Genomic DNA, 20,855 nt, shown 5'->3' with positions numbered 1-20,855 from the left:
CGTCGCCCAGACGCCGGAAGGCCGGTCCCGCGATGACGCGGGGCCGGCCTTCGTCGCGTTCAACCGAAGGTCACTTCTTGAGGTAGATGGTCAGGTCGGACATGTTGCGGTAGCTGAGGGCCGCGAAGTCGAGCGACTGGGCCCGGTTGGCGGTGCCGCCGGGGGCGGTGTCCATCTCCCAGTTGGCGTGGTGGAAGTCCCGCTCGCCGATGGTCTGGAAGAACTGCTGGAAGTTGATGTCGCCCTCGCCGAGCGGGGTCATCTGGTGGCCGTTGGGCACGCTGGTGTCCCGGTCGCCGTCCTTGGCGTGGAAGAGCGGGAACCGGGTGGTCCGGTCGGCGACGTTGAGGATCGGGTCGAACAGGTCGGTCTTCTCGTGGCCGGCCGGGTCGACGTACTTCTGGTGCTTGTAGCGGGCGACGTAACCCCAGTAGATGTCGAACTCGAAGAAGACGTACCGGGGGTCGGTCTGGCCGAAGAAGTACTCCAGTCGCCGGATGCCCGACGAGCGGGTGGGTCGGCCCTGCGCGTCCAGCGGCCCGGAGTCGAGCAGGAAGCTGTACGCGACGTCGTGGTTGTGCGTGTAGAGCCGCATGCCCCGGGCCTGGGCCTGCCGGCCCAGCTCGTTCCAGGTGTCGGCGGCGGCGTCCCAGTCGGCCTTGTACGCGCTGTTGGTCGGGTCGCTGCCGGTGCCGATGTTCTTCATGCCGAGTTCCTCGGCGATGTCCAGCTGCTGTTGGAAGGTGGCCGCCTGGATCGAGGCGTGGGTGCCGTTGGCGACCAGCCCGTTGTCGTCGAGGATCTTGCGGATCTCGGTGGGGGTGATCTGCCGGCCGAGGATCTCGGTGCTCTGGGTGTAGCCGGCGAACTCGATCTCCTTGTAGCCGATCTCGGCGAGCCGGGCGAGGACGCGCTCGAAGCCGTACGGCACTCCGCTGTCGTCGGGCGCGGCGGTGATCCGGTCCCGGACGCTGTAGAGGATGATGCCGCGGTTCTTCGCCGGGATCAGTGGTTCGACCCGAAGCTTGCTCCGGCTCTTGTCCTTGGGGCGGGCGAGCGCGGGGGTGCCGGTGGCGAGGACCGGCAGGCCTGCGGCGCCGAGCGCTGCGGCGGCGCCGGCTGAGGCGGCGAGCAGCGAGCGGCGGCTGAGCCGGCCGGCAGGGGAGGTGTTCGGTGCGGTGTGGTCTGGCATCGTTCCACCTTTCGCGACGGTGATTGCCGTCGATGACGATCAGCAGAGGTGCGACGAGGTCCGGTCGCGGGGCGCCGCCGAGCGCCCGTTGCGCGTGTCGGGGGCGGGAGGCAGATGCCGTCCCGGCCGTGATCGGCTTGAATGTTCCGAGCGCGTTACATCTTGGAGACAGACACTAACGTCGGTCTAAGCCGAAAGAAAGTATCGATCGACGGCAACTTTTGTTTGTTTGAACGAAAGTAACTGATGATCGTCGATACCGGCCGCACGTCCGGTGGCGCTGACTACGCTCGTCCTGACTGGGGATGCCGCAGGAGGAGTGTGCATGGTCCTGACCGGACGGACGTCCACCGGAAGCCGCCTGGCCGCCACCGCCATCGCGCTGACCTGCGCGATCACGCTGGTTGCCGCCGGCTGTACGGGCGACGACAGCGACGGCTTCCGGCCCGGCGCCGCCGACCTCGGCGACCCGTACGTGCCGGGGCGCGGCAACGGTGGCTACGACGTCACGCACTACGGCCTGGACGTCCGCTACGACCCGTCGACCGACCGGCTGACCGGTCGGGCTCGCATCACGGCCACGGCCACCCAGGACCTGTCCCGGTTCAATCTGGACCTGGCCGGGCTGGACGTCGGCACGGTGAGCGTGGGCGACGCACCGGCCGACCACCGCCGGGGCGACGGCGAACTCGTGGTGACTCCCCGGGACGGGCTGCCCCGCGGTCGGCAGTTCACCGTGACGGTCGACTACGCGGGTGTGCCCGCCTCCGCCGACGGGTCGTTGGGCAGCGGCGGCTTCCTGCACACCGCCGACGGTGCGGTCGCGCTCGGGCAACCCGAGTCGGCCGCCACCTGGTTCCCCGTCAACGACCACCCGTCCGACAAGGCCAGCTACGACCTGGCGGTGACCGTCCCGGACGGCCTGGCGGCACTGAGCAACGGGGTGCCCGGGCCGAAGAGCAGCGCCGACGGCTGGACCACCTGGCGCTGGTCGGAGCGCGCCCCGATGGCCAGCTATCTGAGCACGCTGGTGATCGGTGACTACCGGGTGGTGAGTGGCAGTCACGCCGGTCGGCCGATGGTCACCGCGGTGGCGGCGAGCCTGCCGGCGACCGGCGGCGCGGCCAGCTCACTGGCCCGCACCGGCGAGATTGTCGACTTCCTGGCCAGCCGCTTCGGTCCGTATCCGTTCGACTCGTACGGCGGGATCGTGGTCGCCGACGACCGGATCGGGTACGCGCTGGAAACCCAGTCCCGCCCGGTCTACGGCCCCGCCTTTTTCGCCGAGGACCAGCCGAACCCCGGCGTCGTCGCCCACGAGCTGGCCCACCAGTGGTTCGGTGACAGCGTGTCGTTGACCCGGTGGAGCGACATCTGGCTCAACGAGGGCTTCGCCAGCTATGCGGAGTGGCTGTGGGAGGAGCACGACGGCGGACGCACCGCGCAGCGCAACTTCGATCTCCAGTACGCGGCGACGGACTGGTCGCAGCCGTCGGTCGAGCCGGGCCGGGAGCGGATGTTCGGCACGGCTGTCTACAAGCGCGGAGCGCTCGCCGTGCACGCGCTGCGCCGGACCGTCGGAGACGACACGTTCTTCCGCATCCTGCGTACCTGGACCACCGAGCGGGCGGCGGGTAACGGAACCACCGCTGACCTCGTCGCGCTGGCCGAGCGGGTGGCGGGTCGACAGCTGCGCCCGTTCTTCGACGCCTGGTTGGTGGGCGGGTCGGCACCCACACTGCCGTGACGGCACCGTGTTCGTCGGTCGATATGCTCCGGCCTGCGAACGGCGGGGAGCGCCCCCCCGTTGGCGCGGAGCGGCGTACGCCGCCACCGCCACCGTACGGGGAAGGGTGTGGGATGCGGGTGACGCGGCACAGACTGCGGATGGGTGCCGGTCTGCTGGTGACCGGGGCACTCGCACTGTCCGGATGCGACTCGACGGGCCCGGACGCGGCGCCGGCACCGAGCGTGTCCCCCACACCGTCGCGGACGTTCACCGCAGGGGCGGCGGGGGTCGGCGACGCCTACTTCCCGAGCTACGGCAACGGCGGCTACGACGTCGGGCGGTACACCGTGAAGGTGCGCTACGACCCGGCGAAGGACCAGCTCACCGGCACGACCACCGTGCAGGCCACCGCGACCGCCGACCTGTCGACGTTCAACCTCGACCTGGCCGGCCTGACCGTCAGCGCGGTCACCGTGGACGGCGCACCGGCAACGCACAGCCGGGAGCGGAACGAGTTGGTGATCAAGCCGGCCTCCGGCCTGATCAACGGCAACGGGTTCGTCGCCGAGGTCACCTACGCGGGGGTGCCGAAGCCGCTGAAGAACGAGACGCTCGGCGAGGGCGGGTTCCTGCACACCTCCGACGGTGCCATCGCGCTGGGTCAGCCCGAGTCGGCGAGCACCTGGTTCCCGGTCAACGACCACCCGTCCGACAAGGCGGCGTACGACTTCGAGATCACGGTTCCAGACGGTCTCACCGCGGTCAGCAACGGCGTTCCCGGCGGCAAGGCCAGCACGGGTGGCTGGACCACCTGGAAGTGGTCGGAGACGTCGCCGATGGCCAGCTACCTGAGCACGCTGGTGATCGGCAAGTTCCGGATCACCACCGGCGAGCACAGGGGCCGCCCGGTGTACAGCGCGGTCACCACCAACGTGGCCAAGGGCGCCGCGGACACGTCGATCGCGCAGACCGTCAAGGTGGCCGACTACCTGGAGACCGTGTTCGGGCCGTACCCGTTCGACGCGTACGGCGGCGTGGTGGTCTCCGACAGCCGCATCTCCTACGCCCTGGAGACCCAGAGCCGCCCGGTCTACTCCGCCGGCTTCTTCCGCCAGGGCGAGAACACCGAGGTGGTCGCCCACGAGCTGGCGCACCAGTGGTTCGGTGACAGCGTCGCGCTGGCCAAGTGGGAGGACATCTGGCTCAACGAGGGCTTCGCGACGTACGCGGAGTGGCTCTGGGCCGAGCACACCAAGGAGTACACCGCCAAGCAGGCGTTCGACATCCGGTACGCCCGGGTGCCCGCCCAGGTGTGGAAGACGCCGCCGGGCAAGCCGGGTGCGAAGGAGCTGTTCAGCGAGTCGGTCTACCAGCGCGGTGGTATGACCCTGCACGCCCTGCGGGTCTCCGTGGGCGACAAGGCGTTCTTCGAGATCGTCAAGACCTGGGCGGCGGAGAAGCGCAACAGCACCGGCACCACGGCCGAGTTCGTGGCCCTCGCCGAGCGCATCTCCGGCAAGCAACTCGACGCGGTCTTCGACGCCTGGCTCTACGGCACCAAGAAGCCCGCCCTGCCCAAGCGGCTCTGACCGGGGTCAGTTCTTGACGACCAGGGTGGGGTGGGCTGCCAGGTAGGCATCGGCGCGGCCGGCGCGGAGTTCGGTGACGAACTGCCGGCCGACGCTGGTGAGCTGTTCGCCGCGGTAGGCGCTGCCCTTGCCGACGCCGGCACCGGGCAGGCCCACCAGCACGAACCGGTTCTCCGGCACCCCGCTCAGGGCGTACGCGATGTCGACGATCCGGCGTCCGCCCACGTAGATCAGGGTGTCGCCCAGTGCGGCGACCACCTGGTCGACCCGTTCCGGTTGCCGGGCCAGGCCCTCGTCCAGGATCTTGCGGGTCAGTGCCCGGATCAGCTGCTGCTGGTGGCGCTGTCGGGCGTAGTCACCGCCGGTGATGTAGCGCTGCCGCGCGTAGTCCAGCGCCTGCCAGCCGTTGAGGTGCTGGGTGCCCTTCTCGTAGATCTGCTGCGGCCCCTTGTATCCGCCGGGCGCGCTCTCCCGGTGCTTGCCGTCCGGTCGGCGGTGCAGCGAGGCGACCCGCTGGTCGACGTAGATGTCCACCCCGCCGAGGGCGTTGACCAGCCGGTCGAACCCGTTGAACGTGAGCACCGCGCCGGCGTCGATGCGCAGCCCGGTGTATCCGCTGACCGTGCTGCGCAGCAGCTCGTACCCCTGGGCGGTGCTCGGCTCCTTGGGTTTGCCCGGCACCCGGCTTCCGTAGCTCATCGCGTGGGTGAGCTTGGTCTTGCCACCCTTGTAGCCGGCCTTCGGGAACGCCGGGATGTCCACCAGCAGGTCACGGGGGAGGGAGAAAAGGTACGCCCGGCCCAACCCCCTGGGTACGTGCAGCACCAGCACGGCGTCGGCGTGCGGCTCCCACCCGGGCACGCTGACCCGGGTGTCCACACCGACCAGCAGCAGGTTGAGCGGGCCGGTGATGTCCGCGCCCGGCGGTGGGCCGCTGGGGCTCGGGGTGGGCGTGCCGACCGGGGACGGGGTCGGTGAGCCGGCCACCGGAGTGCCACGGTTCGGCTTGCTGTCACCGGTCAGCCGGGTGATCACCACCGCGCCGGCCGCGATCAGCGCGACGGCGGCGAGGGCCGTCAACCCCAGCAGCAGCCACCGTTGGCGGGGCGCCATCGACCCGAGGATCATCTTGGATTCCTTCCACCCGTCTCCCGAACAACGCTCCGACGGGTGCTCCGGGTTGCGGCCGGGAGACGCCGGGTCGGTCGGCCGGTGCATGATCGCGCGAAACTGCCGCTGGCGCGAGCGCTACTGGCGGGTAATGATGCGTCCATGCGGTACGACGTGGTCGTCATCGGGTCCGGCTTCGGCGGCAGCGTCACCGCGCTCCGGCTGGCCGAGAAGGGCTACTCGGTCGCTGTGCTGGAAGCCGGCCGGCGCTTCGCCGACGACGAGTTTCCGCGCACGTCCTGGCGGGCCCGCCGGTTCCTCTGGGCGCCGAAGCTGGGCTGCTACGGCATTCAGCGGCTCACCCTGCTCCGCCCGGCCGACCGGCGCTCCGGCGGCGGGGTGCTGGTGCTCTCCGGCGCGGGGGTGGGCGGCGGCTCGCTGGTCTACGCGAACACCCTCTACGAGCCGCTGCCGGCCTTCTACACCGACCCGCAGTGGCAAGACATCACCGACTGGCGTGACGAGCTGGCTCGCCACTACGACCAGGCGAAGCGGATGCTCGGCGTCACCACGTACCCCCTGGACACCGGCGCGGACCGCGCCATGCGGGCGGTGGCCGAGCGGATGGGGGTGGGGCACACCTTCCACGCCACCCCGGTGGGCGTCCACATCGGCCGACCCGGTCAGCGGGTCGCCGACCCCTACTTCGGTGGTGCCGGCCCGGAGCGCACCGGTTGCCTGCACTGCGGCTCGTGCATGACCGGCTGCCGACACGGGGCGAAGAACACCCTGGTCAAGAACTATCTCTGGCTCGCGGAGCGGCTCGGCGTCACGGTGCACCCGCTGACCACGGTGACCGCCGTCCGGCCGGCCGCCGATGGTGGGTACGAGGTGCACACCGAGCGCACCGGCACCTGGCTGCGCAAGGGGCGGCAGGTGGTCCAGGCCGACCAGGTGGTCTTCGCCGCCGGGGCGCTCGGCACCCAGGGGCTGCTGCACGCGATGAAGGCCGACGGGGTGCTGCCCGGGCTCTCGCCCCGCCTCGGCGAACTGACCCGGACCAACTCCGAAGCGATCCTGGGCGCCTCGGTGCCACGCCAACGGGCCCGGTCCGAGCGGCTGGACTACACCGAGGGGGTGGCCATCACCAGCTCGTTCCACCCCGACCCGCAGACCCACGTCGAGCCGGTCCGTTACGGGCGCGGCTCCAACGCGATGGGGCTGCTCCAGTCGCTGCTGGTCGACGGCGGTCCACACCGGGTGCGGCGCTGGCTGGGCAGCATCGTGCGGCAGCCAGGGCTGGCCGCCCGGATGCTGTCGGTGCGCGGTTGGTCGGAGCGGACGGTGATCGCCCTGGTGATGCAGTCGGTGGACAACTCGTTGACCACCCGGTGGCGGCGCGGCGTGCTCGGCCGCCGGCTGGTCACCGGCCCGGGCCACGGCACGCCGAGCCCGACCTGGATCCCGGCCGGCAACACCGCGGCCCGGTTGCTCGCCGACGAGATCGGCGGCACCCCCGGCGGCTCACTCACCGAACCGTTCGACATCCCGATGACCGCGCACATCCTCGGCGGGGCGGTGATCGGGGCGACCCCGGCCGACGGAGTGATCGACCCCTGGCACCGGGTGTACGGCCATCCGGGGCTGCACGTGGTGGACGGGGCAGCCGTCTCGGCCAACCTCGGCGTCAACCCGTCGCTGACGATCACCGCGCAGGCGGAACGGGCGATGTCCTTCTGGCCCAACAAGGGTGAGAAGGACCCCCGCCCGCCACTCAACTCCCCGTACCGCCGCCTGTCCCCCGTACCCCCGCAAAACCCGGCGGTGCCGGCGGACGCCCCCGCCGCGTTGCGCGGCTAACCCGTTGATCTTGCACTTTCGGTCGCCGTTGGGTGGCATATGTGGTTTTTGTCGGGGCAGAAAGTGCAAGATCGCGCGGGGAGGGGGTTGCTGGCGAGCCGGTGGCGGGGATGGCCGTGACTGTCGGTAGGCTTTGTGCACATGAGCCTGCCTCGCCCCGTCCTTGTGGTGGACTTCGGAGCCCAGTACGCCCAGCTCATCGCCCGCCGGGTCCGCGAGGCGAAGGTCTACTCCGAGATCGTGCCGCACTCGATGCCGATCGCCGAGATGCTGGCGAAGAACCCCGCTGCGATCATCCTCTCCGGCGGCCCGGCCAGCGTCTACGCGCCGGACGCGCCACAGATCGACGCGGGCGTCTTCACCGCCGACGTGCCGGTCTTCGGCATCTGTTACGGCTTCCAGGCGATGGCCCAGGCGCTCGGCGGCACGGTCGCGAGGACCGGCAACCGCGAGTACGGCGGCACGCCGCTCCGCCCCCGCCTCCTCGACCCCGGTGTGCTGCTCCGCGACCTGCCGGCGGACCTGCCGGTCTGGATGAGCCACGGCGACTGCGTCACCGAGGCGCCCGAGGGCTTCACGGTGACCGCCGAGTCGGCGGGGGCGCCGGTGGCCGCGTTCGAGGACCTGGCCGGGCGTCGGGCCGGCGTGCAGTTCCACCCGGAGGTCGGGCACACCGCGCACGGTCAGGAGATGCTGACCCGCTTCCTCTACGAGATCGCCGGCATCGAGCCGACCTGGACGCCCGAGAACATCATCGACGAGCAGGTCGCCCGGATCCGCGCCCAGGTCGGCGACAAGGAGGTCATCTGCGGCCTGTCCGGCGGGGTGGACTCCGCGGTCGCCGCCGCGCTGGTGCACAAGGCGGTCGGTGACCAGCTCACCTGCGTCTTCGTCGACCACGGCCTGCTGCGCGCCGGCGAGGCCGAGCAGGTCGAGAAGGACTACGTGGCCGCCACCGGCATCAAGCTGAAGGTGGTCGACGCGGCAGACCGGTTCCTCGGCGCGCTGGCCGGGGTGACCGACCCGGAGCAGAAGCGCAAGATCATTGGCCGGGAGTTCATCCGGGTCTTCGAGGCCGCGGCCCGCGAGATCGCCTCGCACGGTGACGTGGAGTTCCTGGTCCAGGGCACCCTCTATCCGGACGTGGTGGAGTCCGGCGGCGGCACCGGCACCGCCAACATCAAGAGCCACCACAACGTCGGCGGGCTCCCGGAGGACCTGAAGTTCGCGCTGGTCGAGCCGTTGCGCACGCTGTTCAAGGACGAGGTCCGCGCGCTCGGCCTGCAATTGGGCCTGCCCGAGGCGATGGTCTGGCGGCACCCGTTCCCGGGCCCCGGCCTGGCCATCCGGATCATCGGCGCGGTCAACCAGGAGCGCCTCGACCTGCTCCGCGAGGCTGACCTGATCGCCCGCGAGGAGCTGACCGCCGCCGGCCTGGACCGGGGCGTGTGGCAGTTCCCGGTGGTGCTGCTCGCCGACGTGCGCAGCGTTGGTGTGCAGGGAGACGGGCGCAGTTACGGGCATCCCGTGGTGCTGCGCCCCGTCTCCAGCGAGGACGCGATGACCGCGGACTGGTCACGACTGCCCTACGAGGTGGTTGCCCGGATCTCCACCCGGATCACCAACGAGGTGGCCGAGGTGAACCGAGTGGTGCTGGACGTGACGAGCAAGCCGCCGGGCACCATCGAGTGGGAGTGAGCGCGGCCTAGCCAGCGGCGGGCTGGTTGACCCCTGCATCGTCATGTCGGGCCCCGGTCAGTGACCAGCGTGCGGGACGACGGCGTGTCCTCGGCCGCGAGCGATAAGCCAGCGGTTGACCGGAACGGTCACCACGAAGGCGACAGCGAGGGCGAAGGCCAGAGACAACCAGAATGTGCCGCTGGTCAGGCCCGCGTCCATGGCGCCCGGGACAGCGACCAGCACCACGTTGTCGACCAGTTCCATCGCCGCGATGGACAGCGTGTCGGCGACGAAGGCGATCCGGATTGCTTGCCGCCACGACAGCCCGGTCCGCACGACTCGGCGCACGGTCAGCGCATAGCCGAAGCCGAACGCCAGGACCACCGCAAGCGCGATGGTGACGCTGTCGCTGAGGCCGGCGGCTGTGCCGATGGCCATGCCGAGAACCTCGCCGATGGCGCAGCCGGTGAGGCAGTGCAGGGTGGCGCTCACCGCCATGCTCCACTCTGTGGTGGTGTGGTGCCTCTGCCCAATCATGTCCGAGCCCTCCCCGGGTAGGTGTGGCCGGCGCCCGCACTGGGAGCCGGCCACACGTTCGGATCAGTGGAAACGCTGGACGAAGGCCAGTGCGGTGTCGCAGACCTCGCGCCAACCGCTGTCGATGGTCAGCGAGTGACCCCGGTTCTCGATCTCGACGATCTCGGTGATGCCCGGGTTGTCCTTCTGCTGCTTGTAGGACGCGTTGGCGATCGCCCACGGAACGGTGTGGTCCTTCTCGCCCGAGATGATCAGCAGCGGGCCGCGTCCCGGGTTGTCGGTGTCGACCTTGGCCTCGGTCCAAGGGTTGAAGTTCGCCACGGCGGCCTGGAACAGCGGCTCACCGGACGCTGGCACCGCGAACGTCGCGTACAGCTCGCGGGCCTCGTCCTCGCTGACGGCGTTTGCGAAGCCGTACCTGAACTGGTCGTAGGTCAGGGGGACGGCCCGGTGGTAATTGGCCGGGTTGCCGAGCACGACGCTGGCCACCCGCAGGGCGGAGATCGGCAGCGGCAGGACGCCACGGAACGGCGCCGGGTCGATGGCCACCGACGCCGCCGACAGCGCTCGTCCGGCGGTGATCTGGGTGAGCAGGCCGCCGAAGGAGTGGCCGACGACGGCCGGTTTGTGGTCGAGTTTGTTGATCAGCTCGCAGAAGTGGTCGGCAACCTGGCCGACGCTCTTCCTGGCGAACACGTCGGGGTTGGCGTTGGCCTCCTCGACGGTGTCCGGGTCGTCGGGCCAGCCGGGCACGACGGGGGCGTAGCCGGCGGCGGCGAACACGTCGGCCCACCGCTGCCAGCTGGTGGGCAGCAGCCACAGTCCGTGGATGAAGACGACGGGCGGCTTGCCGCTGGCGTTGGCTGCTTCGATCTGGGCCAGGTCGGTCTGCAGGGTCATGGTCAGTTCTCCTGTCCGAGGGCGGTGCGCAGGAAGGCGATGGCTTGGTTGATGGCGGCTTCGGCGGCGTGGGTGCCGCGCAGGGCGTTGAGCATGACGAAGTCGTGGATGACGCCCTGGTAGCGAACGGCGGTGACGGGTACGCCGGCGGCGCGCAGCTTGTTGGCGTATGCCTCGCCCTCGTCGCGCAGTACGTCTGCCTCCGCAGTGATCACCAAGGCCGGCGGCAGGCCGGCGAGCTCGCCGGCTGTCGCCCGCAGGGGCGATGCGGTGATCTCGGCCCGTTGGACCTGGTCGGTGGTGTACTGGTCCCAAAACCACTGCATGCCGTCGCGGCGCAGGAAGTAGCCCTCGGCGAACTGCTGGTAGGAGCCGGTGTCGAAGGCGGCGTCGGTAACGGGGTAGAACAACACCTGCCCGGCCAGGGCGAGGTCGCCGCGCTGCTTCGCCATCAGGGTCAGGGCGGCGGCCATGTTTCCGCCGACCGAGTCCCCGGCGACGGCGATCCGCGACGCATCGAGGCCGTGCTCCGCGCCGTGTTCGAGCACCCAGCGGGCGGCCGCGTAGTTTTCGTTGATCGCGGTTGGGTATTGCGCCTCGGGCGAGAGGCTGTAGTCCGGAAAGACCACCGCGGCGCCGACGCCGACGGCGAGCTCGCGGGCGAGCCGGTCGTGGGTGTGGTTGTTGCCGAACACCCAGCCAGCGCCGTGGATGTAGAGAATCACGGGCAGAGGCCGGCTCGCACCGGTCGGCCGGTAGATCGTCAGCGCGGGCTCGGTGAACGACTCCTTCGTCGTACCCGGCACCTTCACCTCAGGACTCTGCACGTCGTCGACGGCTATACGGCCCTCGATCGGGCCGAGGTCGAACAGGTACGGCGGGTTGGCGGTCGCCTCGGCGAACGCCTGGGCCACTGGTTCCAGTACAGGCCGGACTTCGGACATGGGCGGTGCTCCTTACACAGAGAGAGAAACGTCAGGCGGACCGAAGGAAGCCGAGCGCGTGCTCGGCGATCTCTTGCCAGCCGTGGTCGAAGATGAGCGAGTGGCCACGCCCACGTAGCTCCTCGATTGCGGTCGGGAAGGCGCTGCGCCGCTGCCTGCGGTAAGCGGCGTTGGTCAGCGTCCACGGAACGGTGTTGTCCATCTGTCCAGAGAGGAACTTCATCGGTCCTCGTCGCGGATGTGCCGGGTCGGCCCAGGTCACAGTGCGCGGGTTCAGGTTCGCCACGGCTGCCTGAAAGACCGGTAGGCCCGATCCCGGCACGGCGTACGTGTCGTAGAGCTCGCGGGCTTCCGCCTCACCGACTGTGTTGGTGAACGCGTACCGAAACTGGCGGTAGGTCAGCATCACCGGGCAGGAACGGCTGCGCGGCCGGCGCAGCACCGGAAGCGTGGCCCGCACCGCCGACCACGGCAGCGGCAGCACGCCCCGCCCCGGCGTCGGGGCGATCACTACCGAGGCGGCGGCCAGGCCCCGCCCGGCCAGGATCTGCGTGACAAGCCCGCCGAGGGAGTGCCCGACCAGCAGCGGGCGTCGCCGCAGATGGGACACCACGCTCGCGTAGTGCTCGACGATGTCGCCGACACTGGTACCCGCGAACAGCTCCGGCCGGTCGCGTCCGACGTCGACGGTCTCCGGCTCGCCGGGCCAGCCGGGTGCCAATGTCGCGTACCCGTGCCCATCGAACATCCCGCGCCACCGGTCCCAGCTCTGCGCCAGCAGCCACACCCCGTGCACGAACACCACCGGCGTACGCTCCGACGCGTTCGCCGCCTCGATCTGGCGCCACTCGGCGGGAGCCAGGGAACTGTCAGGCATCGGGCCTCCGGTCAGCGACGTGTCGGAATCGATGCTGCCGGGAGCGCGCCCACACGGAAACCACGTGCCGCTCGTAGTCTTCCGGTGGGACGCATAGCGGGCCGGAGGTTGACGATCATGGGGGTAGTGGGGCGGACCGCCGAGGTATCGGTGGTGCGGGGGCTTGTCGCGGCCGCAATCGACGGGCAGGCCGGCGTCCTGGTGATCCGTGGTGAGCCAGGGATTGGCAAGACCGTCCTGCTGGAGGAGGCGGCAGCCGCCGCGGGGCAGCGGGTACGCGTCCTACGCGCCATCGGCAACGAGAGTGAGCGGGATCTCGACTATGCGGCGCTGCACCAGCTGCTACTGCCGCTGCTAAGTGATGTGGACGCGCTGCCGCCGGTGCAGCAGGCGGCGCTCGCTCGCATCTTCGGTCAGCAGGAGGGCCCTCCCGCCGATCGCTTCCTCGTCGGCCTGGCGACGTTGAACCTGCTCGGCTCGGCTGCGGCAGCCTGCCCGCTGCTGGTGATCTGCGACGACGTGCAGTGGTTCGACCAGACCACGGTGGAGACGATCGCCTTCGCCGGCCGGCGCCTGGCCGCGGAACGGCTGGCGCTGTTGCTCGCCGAGCGGGACAACGCGTCGGCCGGATCGTTGCTCGACCACTTCCCGCTCCTGCAGCTCGCGAGGTTGTCCGAAACGGATGCGCTGACGGTGTTGGCAGGCGTGACCGGGGCGAGTCTGGAGCACAGCGTGGCCCGGCGCATCGTCGAACTGGCTCGGGGCAACCCGCTCGCGCTGACACATTTCGCCGCCGATGCCGACCCTGACGGGTTGCTGCTCGGGGATCCGCTGCCGTTGAGCGGCCAACTCGAGGCCCGGTACCGGCGTCAGGTCAACCGGCTCACCGTGCCGGCTCAGCAGCTGCTGTTGATCGCGGCGGCCGACGCCGCCGCCGATCCCCCTACGGTGCGGGCGGCAGCCGCTCACCTGCTCACCACGGCCGAGCTGGTCGTCGCAGAGGCGGAGCTGGCCGGACGCGACGACCTGTTCACCATGCATCCCGTGCCGCGATTCCGGCATCCGCTGGTGCGCTCGGCCGTCTACGGCGGCGCCGACCCGGCCCTGCGGCGCCGCACCCATGCCGCGCTGGCCGCGGTGATCGACACGGACCGGCACTTCGAGCGGCACGCTCGGCACGTGGCCGGCGCCGCTGACGGCGTCGATGAGCAGGTCGCCCGGCATCTGGACAGAGCCTCCGGGCGGGCCGGGGAGCGCGGTGCGTACCTGACCGCCGCCGCGTTCGCCGCCCAAGCCGCGGGCCTGTCCGCAGCGGGTCCGTCCCGGGACGCCCGCTACCTGATCGCGGCGGGACACGCGCACAACGCCGGGGCGCTGCAACGGGCCGAGGCGCTGCGCGGCCGGGCCACCGGCCTGGACCATGACACCCGCAACCGGGCGCTGTCGTCGCGGCTGCACGGCCTGCTGCTCGGCTTCCAGGACCAGACCGCAGCGTTGCGGCTGCTCGGGGACGCGGCGACCACCTTCGCCGCCGAGCGCGACGCGGACACCGCCCGCGAATGCTTGATCGACGCGTTCGACATCGTCCAGCTGCACGTACCACGACCAGACCGGGACACCGTCACGCAACTCGCCGGACTGGCCCTCGACCTGACCGGGCCGAGCGCGGAGTCCGCGACATGGACGCCTGAGTACCTGCGCCTGCTGCACGGGACAGCCATCTGCAACACCAGCGGCTACACCGATGCGGCACCGCTGCTGCGCACGGCTCTGGCGGGGTTGGCCGAACAGGTGAACGACCGTACGCCACCGGGCCGCTGGTACCTGATCGCGCTGCAGGCCGCCCACGAACTGTGGGACGACGCGATCCTCGAAGCCCTGTCCGCATACGTCGTGCGGACCGGGCGTGCCAGTAACGTACGCATGCTCTCCATCGGATTGGCCGGGCTCGCTCACCATGCGGTAATGACCGGCCGCCTCGCGTCCGCCGACGAGCACTGGGCGCAATATCGCGACATCTACGAGGCCCTGACCGGAACACCCGCATTCCCGATGGTCGACGTCTTGGTGCGGGCCTGGCAGGGCCGGCGCGACGAGACCGAGGCGATCGCCGTCACCACCGGTGCGCTGCCGCTGACCGTGCCGGGTGGCCCGGTGACGTTGAAAACCCGGCACGCACTGACCGTGGCCCGCCTCGGCGACCAGGATTGGCGGGGTGCGTTCGAGGTCGCCCGCGCCGTGTTCGACGACGATCCGGCCTACGACGGAACGATGATCCTTCCCGATTTGGTCGAGGCCGCCGTGCGTGCCGGTGAGCGCGACCTCGCGCAAGCCGCCCTGCGGCGACTACGGCTACGTGCGCGGGCGGCCGGGACACCGGGCGCGATCAGCCTGTTGGTCCGGGCCGAGGCACTGTGTGCACACCCGGCCGACGCCGAGGCCAGGTATATCGAGGCTGTCACGTTGTTCGAGGCGACCCCGCTGGTTCTGGAAAGGGCCCGTACCCGGCTGTTGTACGGGGAGTGGCTGCGCCGTCGCCGTCGTCGCGCCGACGCCCGGCAGCAGTTGCACACTGCGCTGCGTACGTTCACCGATAGCGGCGCAGCCGGTTTCGCGCAGCGCGCACAGACCGAGCTGATAGCCGCCGGCGGCCGGGTCGGCGCTGAACCGGTCGTGGCCGCCGGGACACCTGAGTTGACCGCCCAAGAGGCGCGGGTAGCCCGGCTCGCCGCGGCCGGGGCGACCAACCAGGAGATCGCGATGAACCTCGTTGTCAGCCCTGCCACGGTGGACTACCACCTACGAAAGATCTTTAAGAAGCTCGGAGTCGGTTCACGTCGGCATCTCGCCGGAGTGATCTACTCGACGACGGCGAGCACGGAGTGAGGCCTCCGCCGGTCCCGGTCAGGCGGCGTCGCGGCCTCGACGAATGACCGGTGCATGAGATGGAACCGGACGGCCCGAGAACGTCGTGCACCGGCCGCCTACCTCACCAACGTCCCTGTGCGGTACACCTAGCCGGTGGTTGGAGGGTTCGGCGGCATGTTGGCCGGTCCCTGCGGCGCGGCGCCCGTCGCGTGCGGCCAGGCCGGCGCGCCGGTGGGCTCCTCGGGCATCAGGAACCACATGATCGGGTACGCGAACAGCGCGAGCCCGCCGGTGAGCAGGCCGGTGACCGCGAAGATCACCCGGACCAGGGTGGGGTCGACGGCGAAGTAGCGGCCGACGCCGCTGGCGACTCCCGCGACCATGCGGTCGGTGGTGGGTCGCCGGAGCTGCTTGTACGGGGCGTGGGGAGCGGTGGTGAATGTCATAACCCCACGGTCCGCGCCGGTGCCCGGCCTGCCCTCGGTGACCGCCCGGATCCCTACCCTGACCAATCCCTGATCGGTGTCAGACAGTCAGGAATCCGACTCTTTTCCGTCCCGGTAACCCGGCCCGGGGAGAATTTGCTTCCGTGACCACCTTGCTGGAGCCGCTCCGCAGGATCGCGGCATACGCAGTTTGTGCTGATTCAAGAGGCCGATTCTTGCTGGTCCGCGCATCGGAGCGTTCCGGCACCCCCGGCACGTGGTCGCTGCCCGGCGGGGCGGTCGATCACGGCGAGGACCCGAACCACACCGTGGTTCGCGAGACCGCCGCCGAGACCGGTCTCTCGGTCGCCGTCTCAGGCCTGGCCGACGTGCTCGCCGACATGCGGGCGCTGCCGGAGCGGGGCATCACCATCCACACCGACCGGTTGATCTACCGGGTTGCGGTGCGCGGCGGCACGCTCGCCGATCGGGTCGGCGAGCGCCCCACCGACCTGGCCCGCTGGTACACCCTCGACGAGGCGCGCGAACTGCCGCTGCGCTCGTTCACCGCACGTGCCCTCGGGCTGCCCGCCTCCTCGGCCGACGTGGTGCCCGACGAGGCACCCGAGTTCCCCTCCTTCTACGCGGTGCCCGGCCCGGACGGGCTGCATCGGGCGCAGCGCTTCGCCGCCTACGCGGTGTGCACCGACCCCGCCGGCCGGGTGCTGCTCACCCGCGTCTCCGACGGCTACCCCGGCGCCGGCTGCTGGCACCTGCCCGGCGGCGGCACCGACTACGGCGAGCAGCCCGGCGCGGCGCTGATCCGGGAGTTGGTCGAGGAGACCGGGCAGACCGGCCGCCTGGTCGAGTTGCTCGGGGTGGCCAGCCACCGCGACGCCGCCTCGCTCGGCCCCGAGGGCTACCCGATCGACTGGCACGGGGTCCGCGCCTTCTACCGGGTCGTGGTCGACCAGCCCAACCCGCTGACCGTCGCCGACGTGGGCGGCTCCACCTGTGAGGCTCGCTGGTTCGCTCGTGAGGAGTTGGGTGCCCTCCCCACCCACCACCTCACCGAGGTGACCGCCGAAGCGGTCCAAGCCGCCCAGCTCACCTAACCCCGACCAGCCGCCCCTCCCCGCCCTCTCCCCGGCCCTCTTTCCGCGTTGATCATGAAGTTATTGTCAGGACACGCCGGGATGGACGGCGATAACTTCATGATCGACGGGGCGTTCGGCGGGGGAGCGGGACGGGGCGTTCGGCGGGGGAGCGGGACGGGCCGTTCGGCGGGGGAGCGGGAGGCGGGGCGGGGATGGAACGTGTACGGCGGGTCGGAGTTCTGGGGCTTTCGTGGGATTCTGGGCGGGTCCTGGTTGTCCGGGACGGGGCCGAGGGTGAGTTCCCCGGGTCCTGGCGACTGCCAGGTGGTGCCGTCGCGCACGCCGAGCACCCGGAGCGTGCCGTGGCCCGCGAGATCGCCGAGCAGACCGGGCTGACCGTGATGGCGGGCCAGCTGCGCGACGTGGTCGCCGACGTGGCCTCGTATCCGGAGGACGACGTCGCGCTGCACACCGACCGGTTGTTGTTCGAGTTCAGCGTGCGCGGCGGAACGTTGCTCGACGCTGGAGGCGGCCCGGTCGACCAGGCTCGCTGGCTCACCAAGGAAGAGGCGGCGCGGGTGCCGCTGACACCGTTCACCGCCGAGGTGCTCGGTCTGCCGGTCGCCCCGCTGCCGCCCGGAAAGCGTCGGTTGCCCGAGCCGTTCCCGCCGCAGCACCCCGACCGCCGGCTGCGTTTCGGGGCGTACGGGCTGGTCACCGACCCGGCCGGGCGGATCCTGCTCACCCAGATCGCGGACGGCTATCCAGGGGCAGGCCAGTGGCACCTGCCCGGTGGTGGCACCGATCACGGTGAGCAGCCGGTTACCGGGCTGCTCCGAGAGTTGGTCGAGGAGGGTGGCCAGCTGGGTCGGGTGGTGGAGCTCCTCGGGGTGAACAATCTGCACAATCCGGCGGCACTCGGTCCGGAGGGCCGGCCATTGGACTGGCACGGTGTTCGAGTGATCTACCGGGTGCTGGTGGACGTACCTACCGACGCGGTGGTGACCGAGTCCGCCGGAGGTTCGACCGCGCGGGCCGGTTGGTTCACCCGCGCTCAGTCCATTGACCTGCCGTTGAGTGACGTCGCTGCGTGGGCAATCGGACAGAGCGGCCGATAGCACGCCTCTCCGTGAGCCGAGACGGTGACCCTCCGGTACAGTCGAAGGCGGGAATGGTGGAGGAAACGGGCGATGAGGCCCGGGATGGGAACAAGCGAGCGGTTCGAGCGGTTTAAGCCAGATATAAGTACCGCCGGCAGCTATCGCCAAGCCATGTTCCCCTATGCGATGGTGTACTCCGCAAAACGGCTGCCGGGCCACCGAAAGTCCGGCACGAGACAGCCGGACACCCGCCCCACGGCGGCCAGCAGATCCGGTGATGGAGGAAACGTGCCGAGAGCCCCATGGCGCCGGCGTCGTACTACTGACAGTCCGCGCCCCGCAGGGCGTCGCTGGGCGGGCCGGTTGCGCCGCAGCAGCACCTTTGCCCGGCAGGTGCTGTTGGTCCGGGTCGGTCGCCGTGACGGTGACCTGCAAGCGACCGAAGTGGCCCCGCCTGAGCACCGGTACGCCGACCGGCAGCGCCGTCGGTACGGCCTGGACCGGCTCAGCCGGCCGGCACTGGGCGTCGGCCGAGCCGAGATCGAGGCGGTCACACCGGTCAGCCCGGCGCTGCCGCCGATGGCGTACGCCGACGAGGCTTCCTCCCGGTCGATCCCGCTGCTTCCCGGCGAGCGCACCATCGCCCGCCGGATGAAGTTCGGCCTGGTCAACGCCTGCACGCTGGCGAGCCTGATGCTCGGCATGCTGGCCATCTTCCTGGCCATGCAGGGCGAGGTGCGCATCGCCGCGCTCTGCCTGATCGCCTGCGTCGCGTTCGACGGTCTGGACGGCGCTCTGGCTCGCCGGCTCGGTGTGGCCAGCCCGTTCGGTGCGCAGATGGACTCACTGGCCGACATGTGCTCGTTCGGTCTCGCCGCGCCGGTCGTGGTCTACGCCTCGCTCGCCGGCTCCGTCTCCACGGCTGCGGCGGCGGTGGCGTGCGCCCTCGTCGCGGCCTGCGCCGCGATTCGACTGGCCCGTTTCAACGTCTCGCCGAAGGACGGCCGCTTCTTCTGTGGGGTGCCCACCACCATGGCGGCCGCAGTGCTCGCCGTGACCGTCGCGATCGGCCTGCCGGTGCCCGGCGCCGTGCTGGTCGCCGGGGTGGCGCTGCTCGCGTTCGCGATGGTCTCGAGTTTCCCGTACGCCAAGCTCGCCCGCCTGGTGAAGCTGCCGCCGTGGCTCTGGCTGGCCCCGGTGATCGGCGCGCTGGTCGACATCCGGCTCACGTTCGCCCTGATCGTGGTGGGTTACCTGGTCAGCGGGCCGGTACTCTGGCTGCGGCAGCGCCGCACCGCCTGATCGAGCAGAAAGAACGGGGCGCCGCGGACAGCGGCGCCCCGTTCGTCGTTTGCGGGTCAGCGCCAGCGGGCGATGACCGTGGAACCGCCGACCACCTTGTCGCCCGGCCCGACCAGCGGGTCCGCGGCCTCCGCCGGGAGGTAGACGTCGGTCCGGGAGCCGAACCGGATCAGCCCGAAGCGCTCGCCCTTGGCGAGCAGCGCGCCGATCGGCGCGCGCTGCACGATCCGGCGGGCGATCAGCCCGGTGCGCTGCGCGACCACCACCGTGCCACGAGCGGTGTCCAGCACGGTGTACGCCGCCACGTTGTGCTCGGCGTCCGGCTTCATCGCGTTGACGAAGCCGCCGTCGGCGACGAAGTAGTCCACCACCTTGCCCGCGACCGGGGCCCGATTGACGTGCACGTCCAGCACCGACAGGAAGACCGCGATCCGCAGCCACTCGCCGTCACCGAAACGCTCGTCGTGCAGTCGTTGCACCGACAGGACCTGCCCGTCCGCGCTGGCGACCACTGCGGTCGGGTCTTCCGGCACGTCCCGCTCCGGATCCCGGAAGAACGCGGCGACCGGCCCGGCGGCCAGCGCCGGCAGCAGCCAGAGCTTGGACGACGGACGCGCCACCCGGGCCAACGCCGCGAGGCCCAACGCGATGCCCGCCGCGGCCACGCCGTTGGAGTCGATGTGCATGCCCCGGGTCAACCGCACACTCGACGGCCGGTGCGCGGGAGCCAACCGCTCGGCCGCAGCAGGGCTGGCCGGGGTGAACCGCAGTCGGTAGACCCGTACCGGTGGCGAGTTGCGCAGCACCAGATCGGCGCCCACACCGTAGAGGGCGTCCTGTCGAGCCAGTTCGGCGGCGGCGCCGGTGGTCCGGCCGGGCGTCGCGGTGGTCGCCACGCTCAGTACCGCGCCGTCAGACAGGAACTTGGCCAGGCCCTCGATGCCGCTGCGGGTCTCGTCGGCGGTGCCGGTGAACACCTCCCCGGCGATGACGACCCGGGCGGCCTCGGCCTCGACCAGCGAGTCGACGACGTCCACCCGGTCGGCGACCCAGCGGCCCTGGGCGGTGACGTGCTCGCGGAGGGCGGCGGCGCCGGACGGCTCGGCGGGCACCACGGTGAGCCGGTCACCGGGGAGCAGCGCCTCGATCGCCGCGGCCAGCACCGCGGACTCCGGGCTCGCCCCGACCAGCAGAGCGGCCTTGGCATCGTTGATCCGGGCCAGCTCGGTGACGAGAGTACGGGCGGCTCGCTCGCCGATGCGGACCGGACCGGACCGGCCGGTGGTACGCACGGCGGGGGACTGGGTCATGTCGGGCGGGCTCCTGACGGGGTAGAGACGGGAATCGCGGCGGGGCCGCCATGGCGGGACGGGCCGGCCGGCGGAGGCGAGATCTCCACCGGCCAGCATATGCGTCCGTCCGCACCAGCCGCACCGCCGTGGCGGGGGAGTAGGCCTCCGCCAGCAGGCGCCCGAGGTCAGGGCTCCCTGCGCTGCCCCTCCCGCTCATCACCCGGTTGGTCGCCGACAGCCTCGGCCGGAGGATTGGACCGGGTCGGCTCGTCGCCCTCCACCGGTGCCGGTCGGGGCAGGATTCCGATGGTCGCTTCCTCGTTCCCGTCGCCGTCAGGCTGGCCGGGAACCGG

16 protein-coding genes are annotated in these 20,855 nt (G+C 70.9%); 8 read left to right on the top strand and 8 right to left on the bottom strand.

Annotated features, from left to right (window positions below; genetic code table 11):
• Positions 1-70: 70 nt before the first annotated feature.
• Positions 71-1,192: a sugar phosphate isomerase/epimerase family protein gene (locus ACQEUX_RS23420; protein ID WP_433052198.1), complete on the bottom strand. Its 1,122-nt coding sequence runs from the start codon at positions 1,190-1,192 to the stop codon at positions 71-73.
• Between the two features lie 325 nt (positions 1,193-1,517).
• Between ACQEUX_RS23420 and ACQEUX_RS23415 the strand changes: the two genes are divergently transcribed.
• Together ACQEUX_RS23415 and ACQEUX_RS23410 are read left to right on the top strand one after the other, a co-directional pair.
• Positions 1,518-2,939, top strand: a complete 1,422-nt coding sequence (locus ACQEUX_RS23415; protein WP_433052195.1) for a M1 family metallopeptidase — start codon at positions 1,518-1,520, stop codon at positions 2,937-2,939.
• Positions 2,940-3,052: 113 nt separating this feature from the next.
• Positions 3,053-4,510, top strand: a complete 1,458-nt coding sequence (locus ACQEUX_RS23410) for a M1 family metallopeptidase (protein ID WP_433052192.1) — start codon at positions 3,053-3,055, stop codon at positions 4,508-4,510.
• Positions 4,511-4,516: 6 nt separating this feature from the next.
• Here ACQEUX_RS23410 and ACQEUX_RS23405 read toward each other — a convergent pair whose 3' ends face one another.
• Entirely contained in the window at positions 4,517-5,638 is a 1,122-nt protein-coding gene (locus ACQEUX_RS23405; RefSeq protein WP_433052189.1) for an LCP family protein, read from the bottom strand.
• Positions 5,639-5,782: 144 nt separating this feature from the next.
• Between ACQEUX_RS23405 and ACQEUX_RS23400 the strand changes: the two genes are divergently transcribed.
• Both ACQEUX_RS23400 and guaA read left to right on the top strand, forming a co-directional pair.
• On the top strand, positions 5,783-7,480 hold the full coding sequence (locus ACQEUX_RS23400) for an FAD-dependent oxidoreductase (protein ID WP_433052186.1): 1,698 nt from the start codon (positions 5,783-5,785) through the stop codon (positions 7,478-7,480).
• Between the two features lie 141 nt (positions 7,481-7,621).
• Entirely contained in the window at positions 7,622-9,178 is a 1,557-nt protein-coding gene (gene guaA, locus ACQEUX_RS23395) for a glutamine-hydrolyzing GMP synthase (protein WP_433052183.1), read from the top strand.
• A gap of 57 nt (positions 9,179-9,235) precedes the next feature.
• Here the strand turns inward: guaA and ACQEUX_RS23390 are convergent, their stop codons facing one another.
• The 4 genes from ACQEUX_RS23390 to ACQEUX_RS23375 all read right to left on the bottom strand — a co-directional run bounded on the left by ACQEUX_RS23390 (position 9,236) and on the right by ACQEUX_RS23375 (position 12,418).
• Entirely contained in the window at positions 9,236-9,697 is a 462-nt protein-coding gene (locus ACQEUX_RS23390; protein WP_433052180.1) for a DUF4396 domain-containing protein, read from the bottom strand.
• 63 nt (positions 9,698-9,760) lie between these two features.
• Positions 9,761-10,597: an alpha/beta hydrolase gene (locus ACQEUX_RS23385; protein WP_433052177.1), complete on the bottom strand. Its 837-nt coding sequence runs from the start codon at positions 10,595-10,597 to the stop codon at positions 9,761-9,763.
• A gap of 2 nt (positions 10,598-10,599) precedes the next feature.
• On the bottom strand, positions 10,600-11,541 hold the full coding sequence (locus tag ACQEUX_RS23380) for an alpha/beta hydrolase (RefSeq protein WP_433052174.1): 942 nt from the start codon (positions 11,539-11,541) through the stop codon (positions 10,600-10,602).
• Positions 11,542-11,572: 31 nt separating this feature from the next.
• Positions 11,573-12,418: an alpha/beta hydrolase gene (locus ACQEUX_RS23375; RefSeq protein WP_433052171.1), complete on the bottom strand. Its 846-nt coding sequence runs from the start codon at positions 12,416-12,418 to the stop codon at positions 11,573-11,575.
• A 117-nt stretch (positions 12,419-12,535) separates the two neighbouring features.
• Here ACQEUX_RS23375 and ACQEUX_RS23370 point away from each other — a divergent pair, with 117 nt between their 5' ends.
• Positions 12,536-15,304 carry an AAA family ATPase gene (locus ACQEUX_RS23370; protein WP_433052168.1) on the top strand — a complete coding sequence of 923 codons (2,769 nt, stop codon included), beginning with the start codon at positions 12,536-12,538 and terminating at the stop codon, positions 15,302-15,304.
• Positions 15,305-15,432: 128 nt separating this feature from the next.
• Here ACQEUX_RS23370 and ACQEUX_RS23365 read toward each other — a convergent pair whose 3' ends face one another.
• On the bottom strand, positions 15,433-15,732 hold the full coding sequence (locus ACQEUX_RS23365) for a PspC domain-containing protein (RefSeq protein WP_433052165.1): 300 nt from the start codon (positions 15,730-15,732) through the stop codon (positions 15,433-15,435).
• A gap of 143 nt (positions 15,733-15,875) precedes the next feature.
• Between ACQEUX_RS23365 and ACQEUX_RS23360 the strand changes: the two genes are divergently transcribed.
• The 3 genes from ACQEUX_RS23360 (at position 15,876) to ACQEUX_RS23350 (ending at position 19,210) form a co-directional block, all read left to right on the top strand.
• The gene (locus ACQEUX_RS23360) at positions 15,876-16,826 is read left to right on the top strand and encodes an NUDIX hydrolase (protein WP_433052162.1); all 951 of its coding nucleotides are present in this window, start codon (positions 15,876-15,878) and stop codon (positions 16,824-16,826) included.
• A 194-nt stretch (positions 16,827-17,020) separates the two neighbouring features.
• Positions 17,021-17,926 carry an NUDIX hydrolase gene (locus ACQEUX_RS23355; protein ID WP_433052159.1) on the top strand — a complete coding sequence of 302 codons (906 nt, stop codon included), beginning with the start codon at positions 17,021-17,023 and terminating at the stop codon, positions 17,924-17,926.
• A 345-nt stretch (positions 17,927-18,271) separates the two neighbouring features.
• On the top strand, positions 18,272-19,210 hold the full coding sequence (locus ACQEUX_RS23350; protein ID WP_433052156.1) for a CDP-alcohol phosphatidyltransferase family protein: 939 nt from the start codon (positions 18,272-18,274) through the stop codon (positions 19,208-19,210).
• A 56-nt stretch (positions 19,211-19,266) separates the two neighbouring features.
• On the opposite strand, the gene ACQEUX_RS23345 is transcribed toward ACQEUX_RS23350, so the two are convergent.
• Positions 19,267-20,520 (bottom strand): phosphatidylserine decarboxylase, encoded by a 1,254-nt coding sequence (locus tag ACQEUX_RS23345; protein ID WP_433052153.1) that lies wholly within the window; start codon positions 20,518-20,520, stop codon positions 19,267-19,269.
• Positions 20,521-20,855 lie beyond the last annotated feature (335 nt).

Origin of the sequence: Micromonospora sp. CA-259024, assembly GCF_050936255.1 — a bacterium.
Lineage (GTDB): Bacteria > Actinomycetota > Actinomycetes > Mycobacteriales > Micromonosporaceae > Micromonospora.
This window is presented reverse-complemented; position numbering and strand designations above follow the sequence as displayed.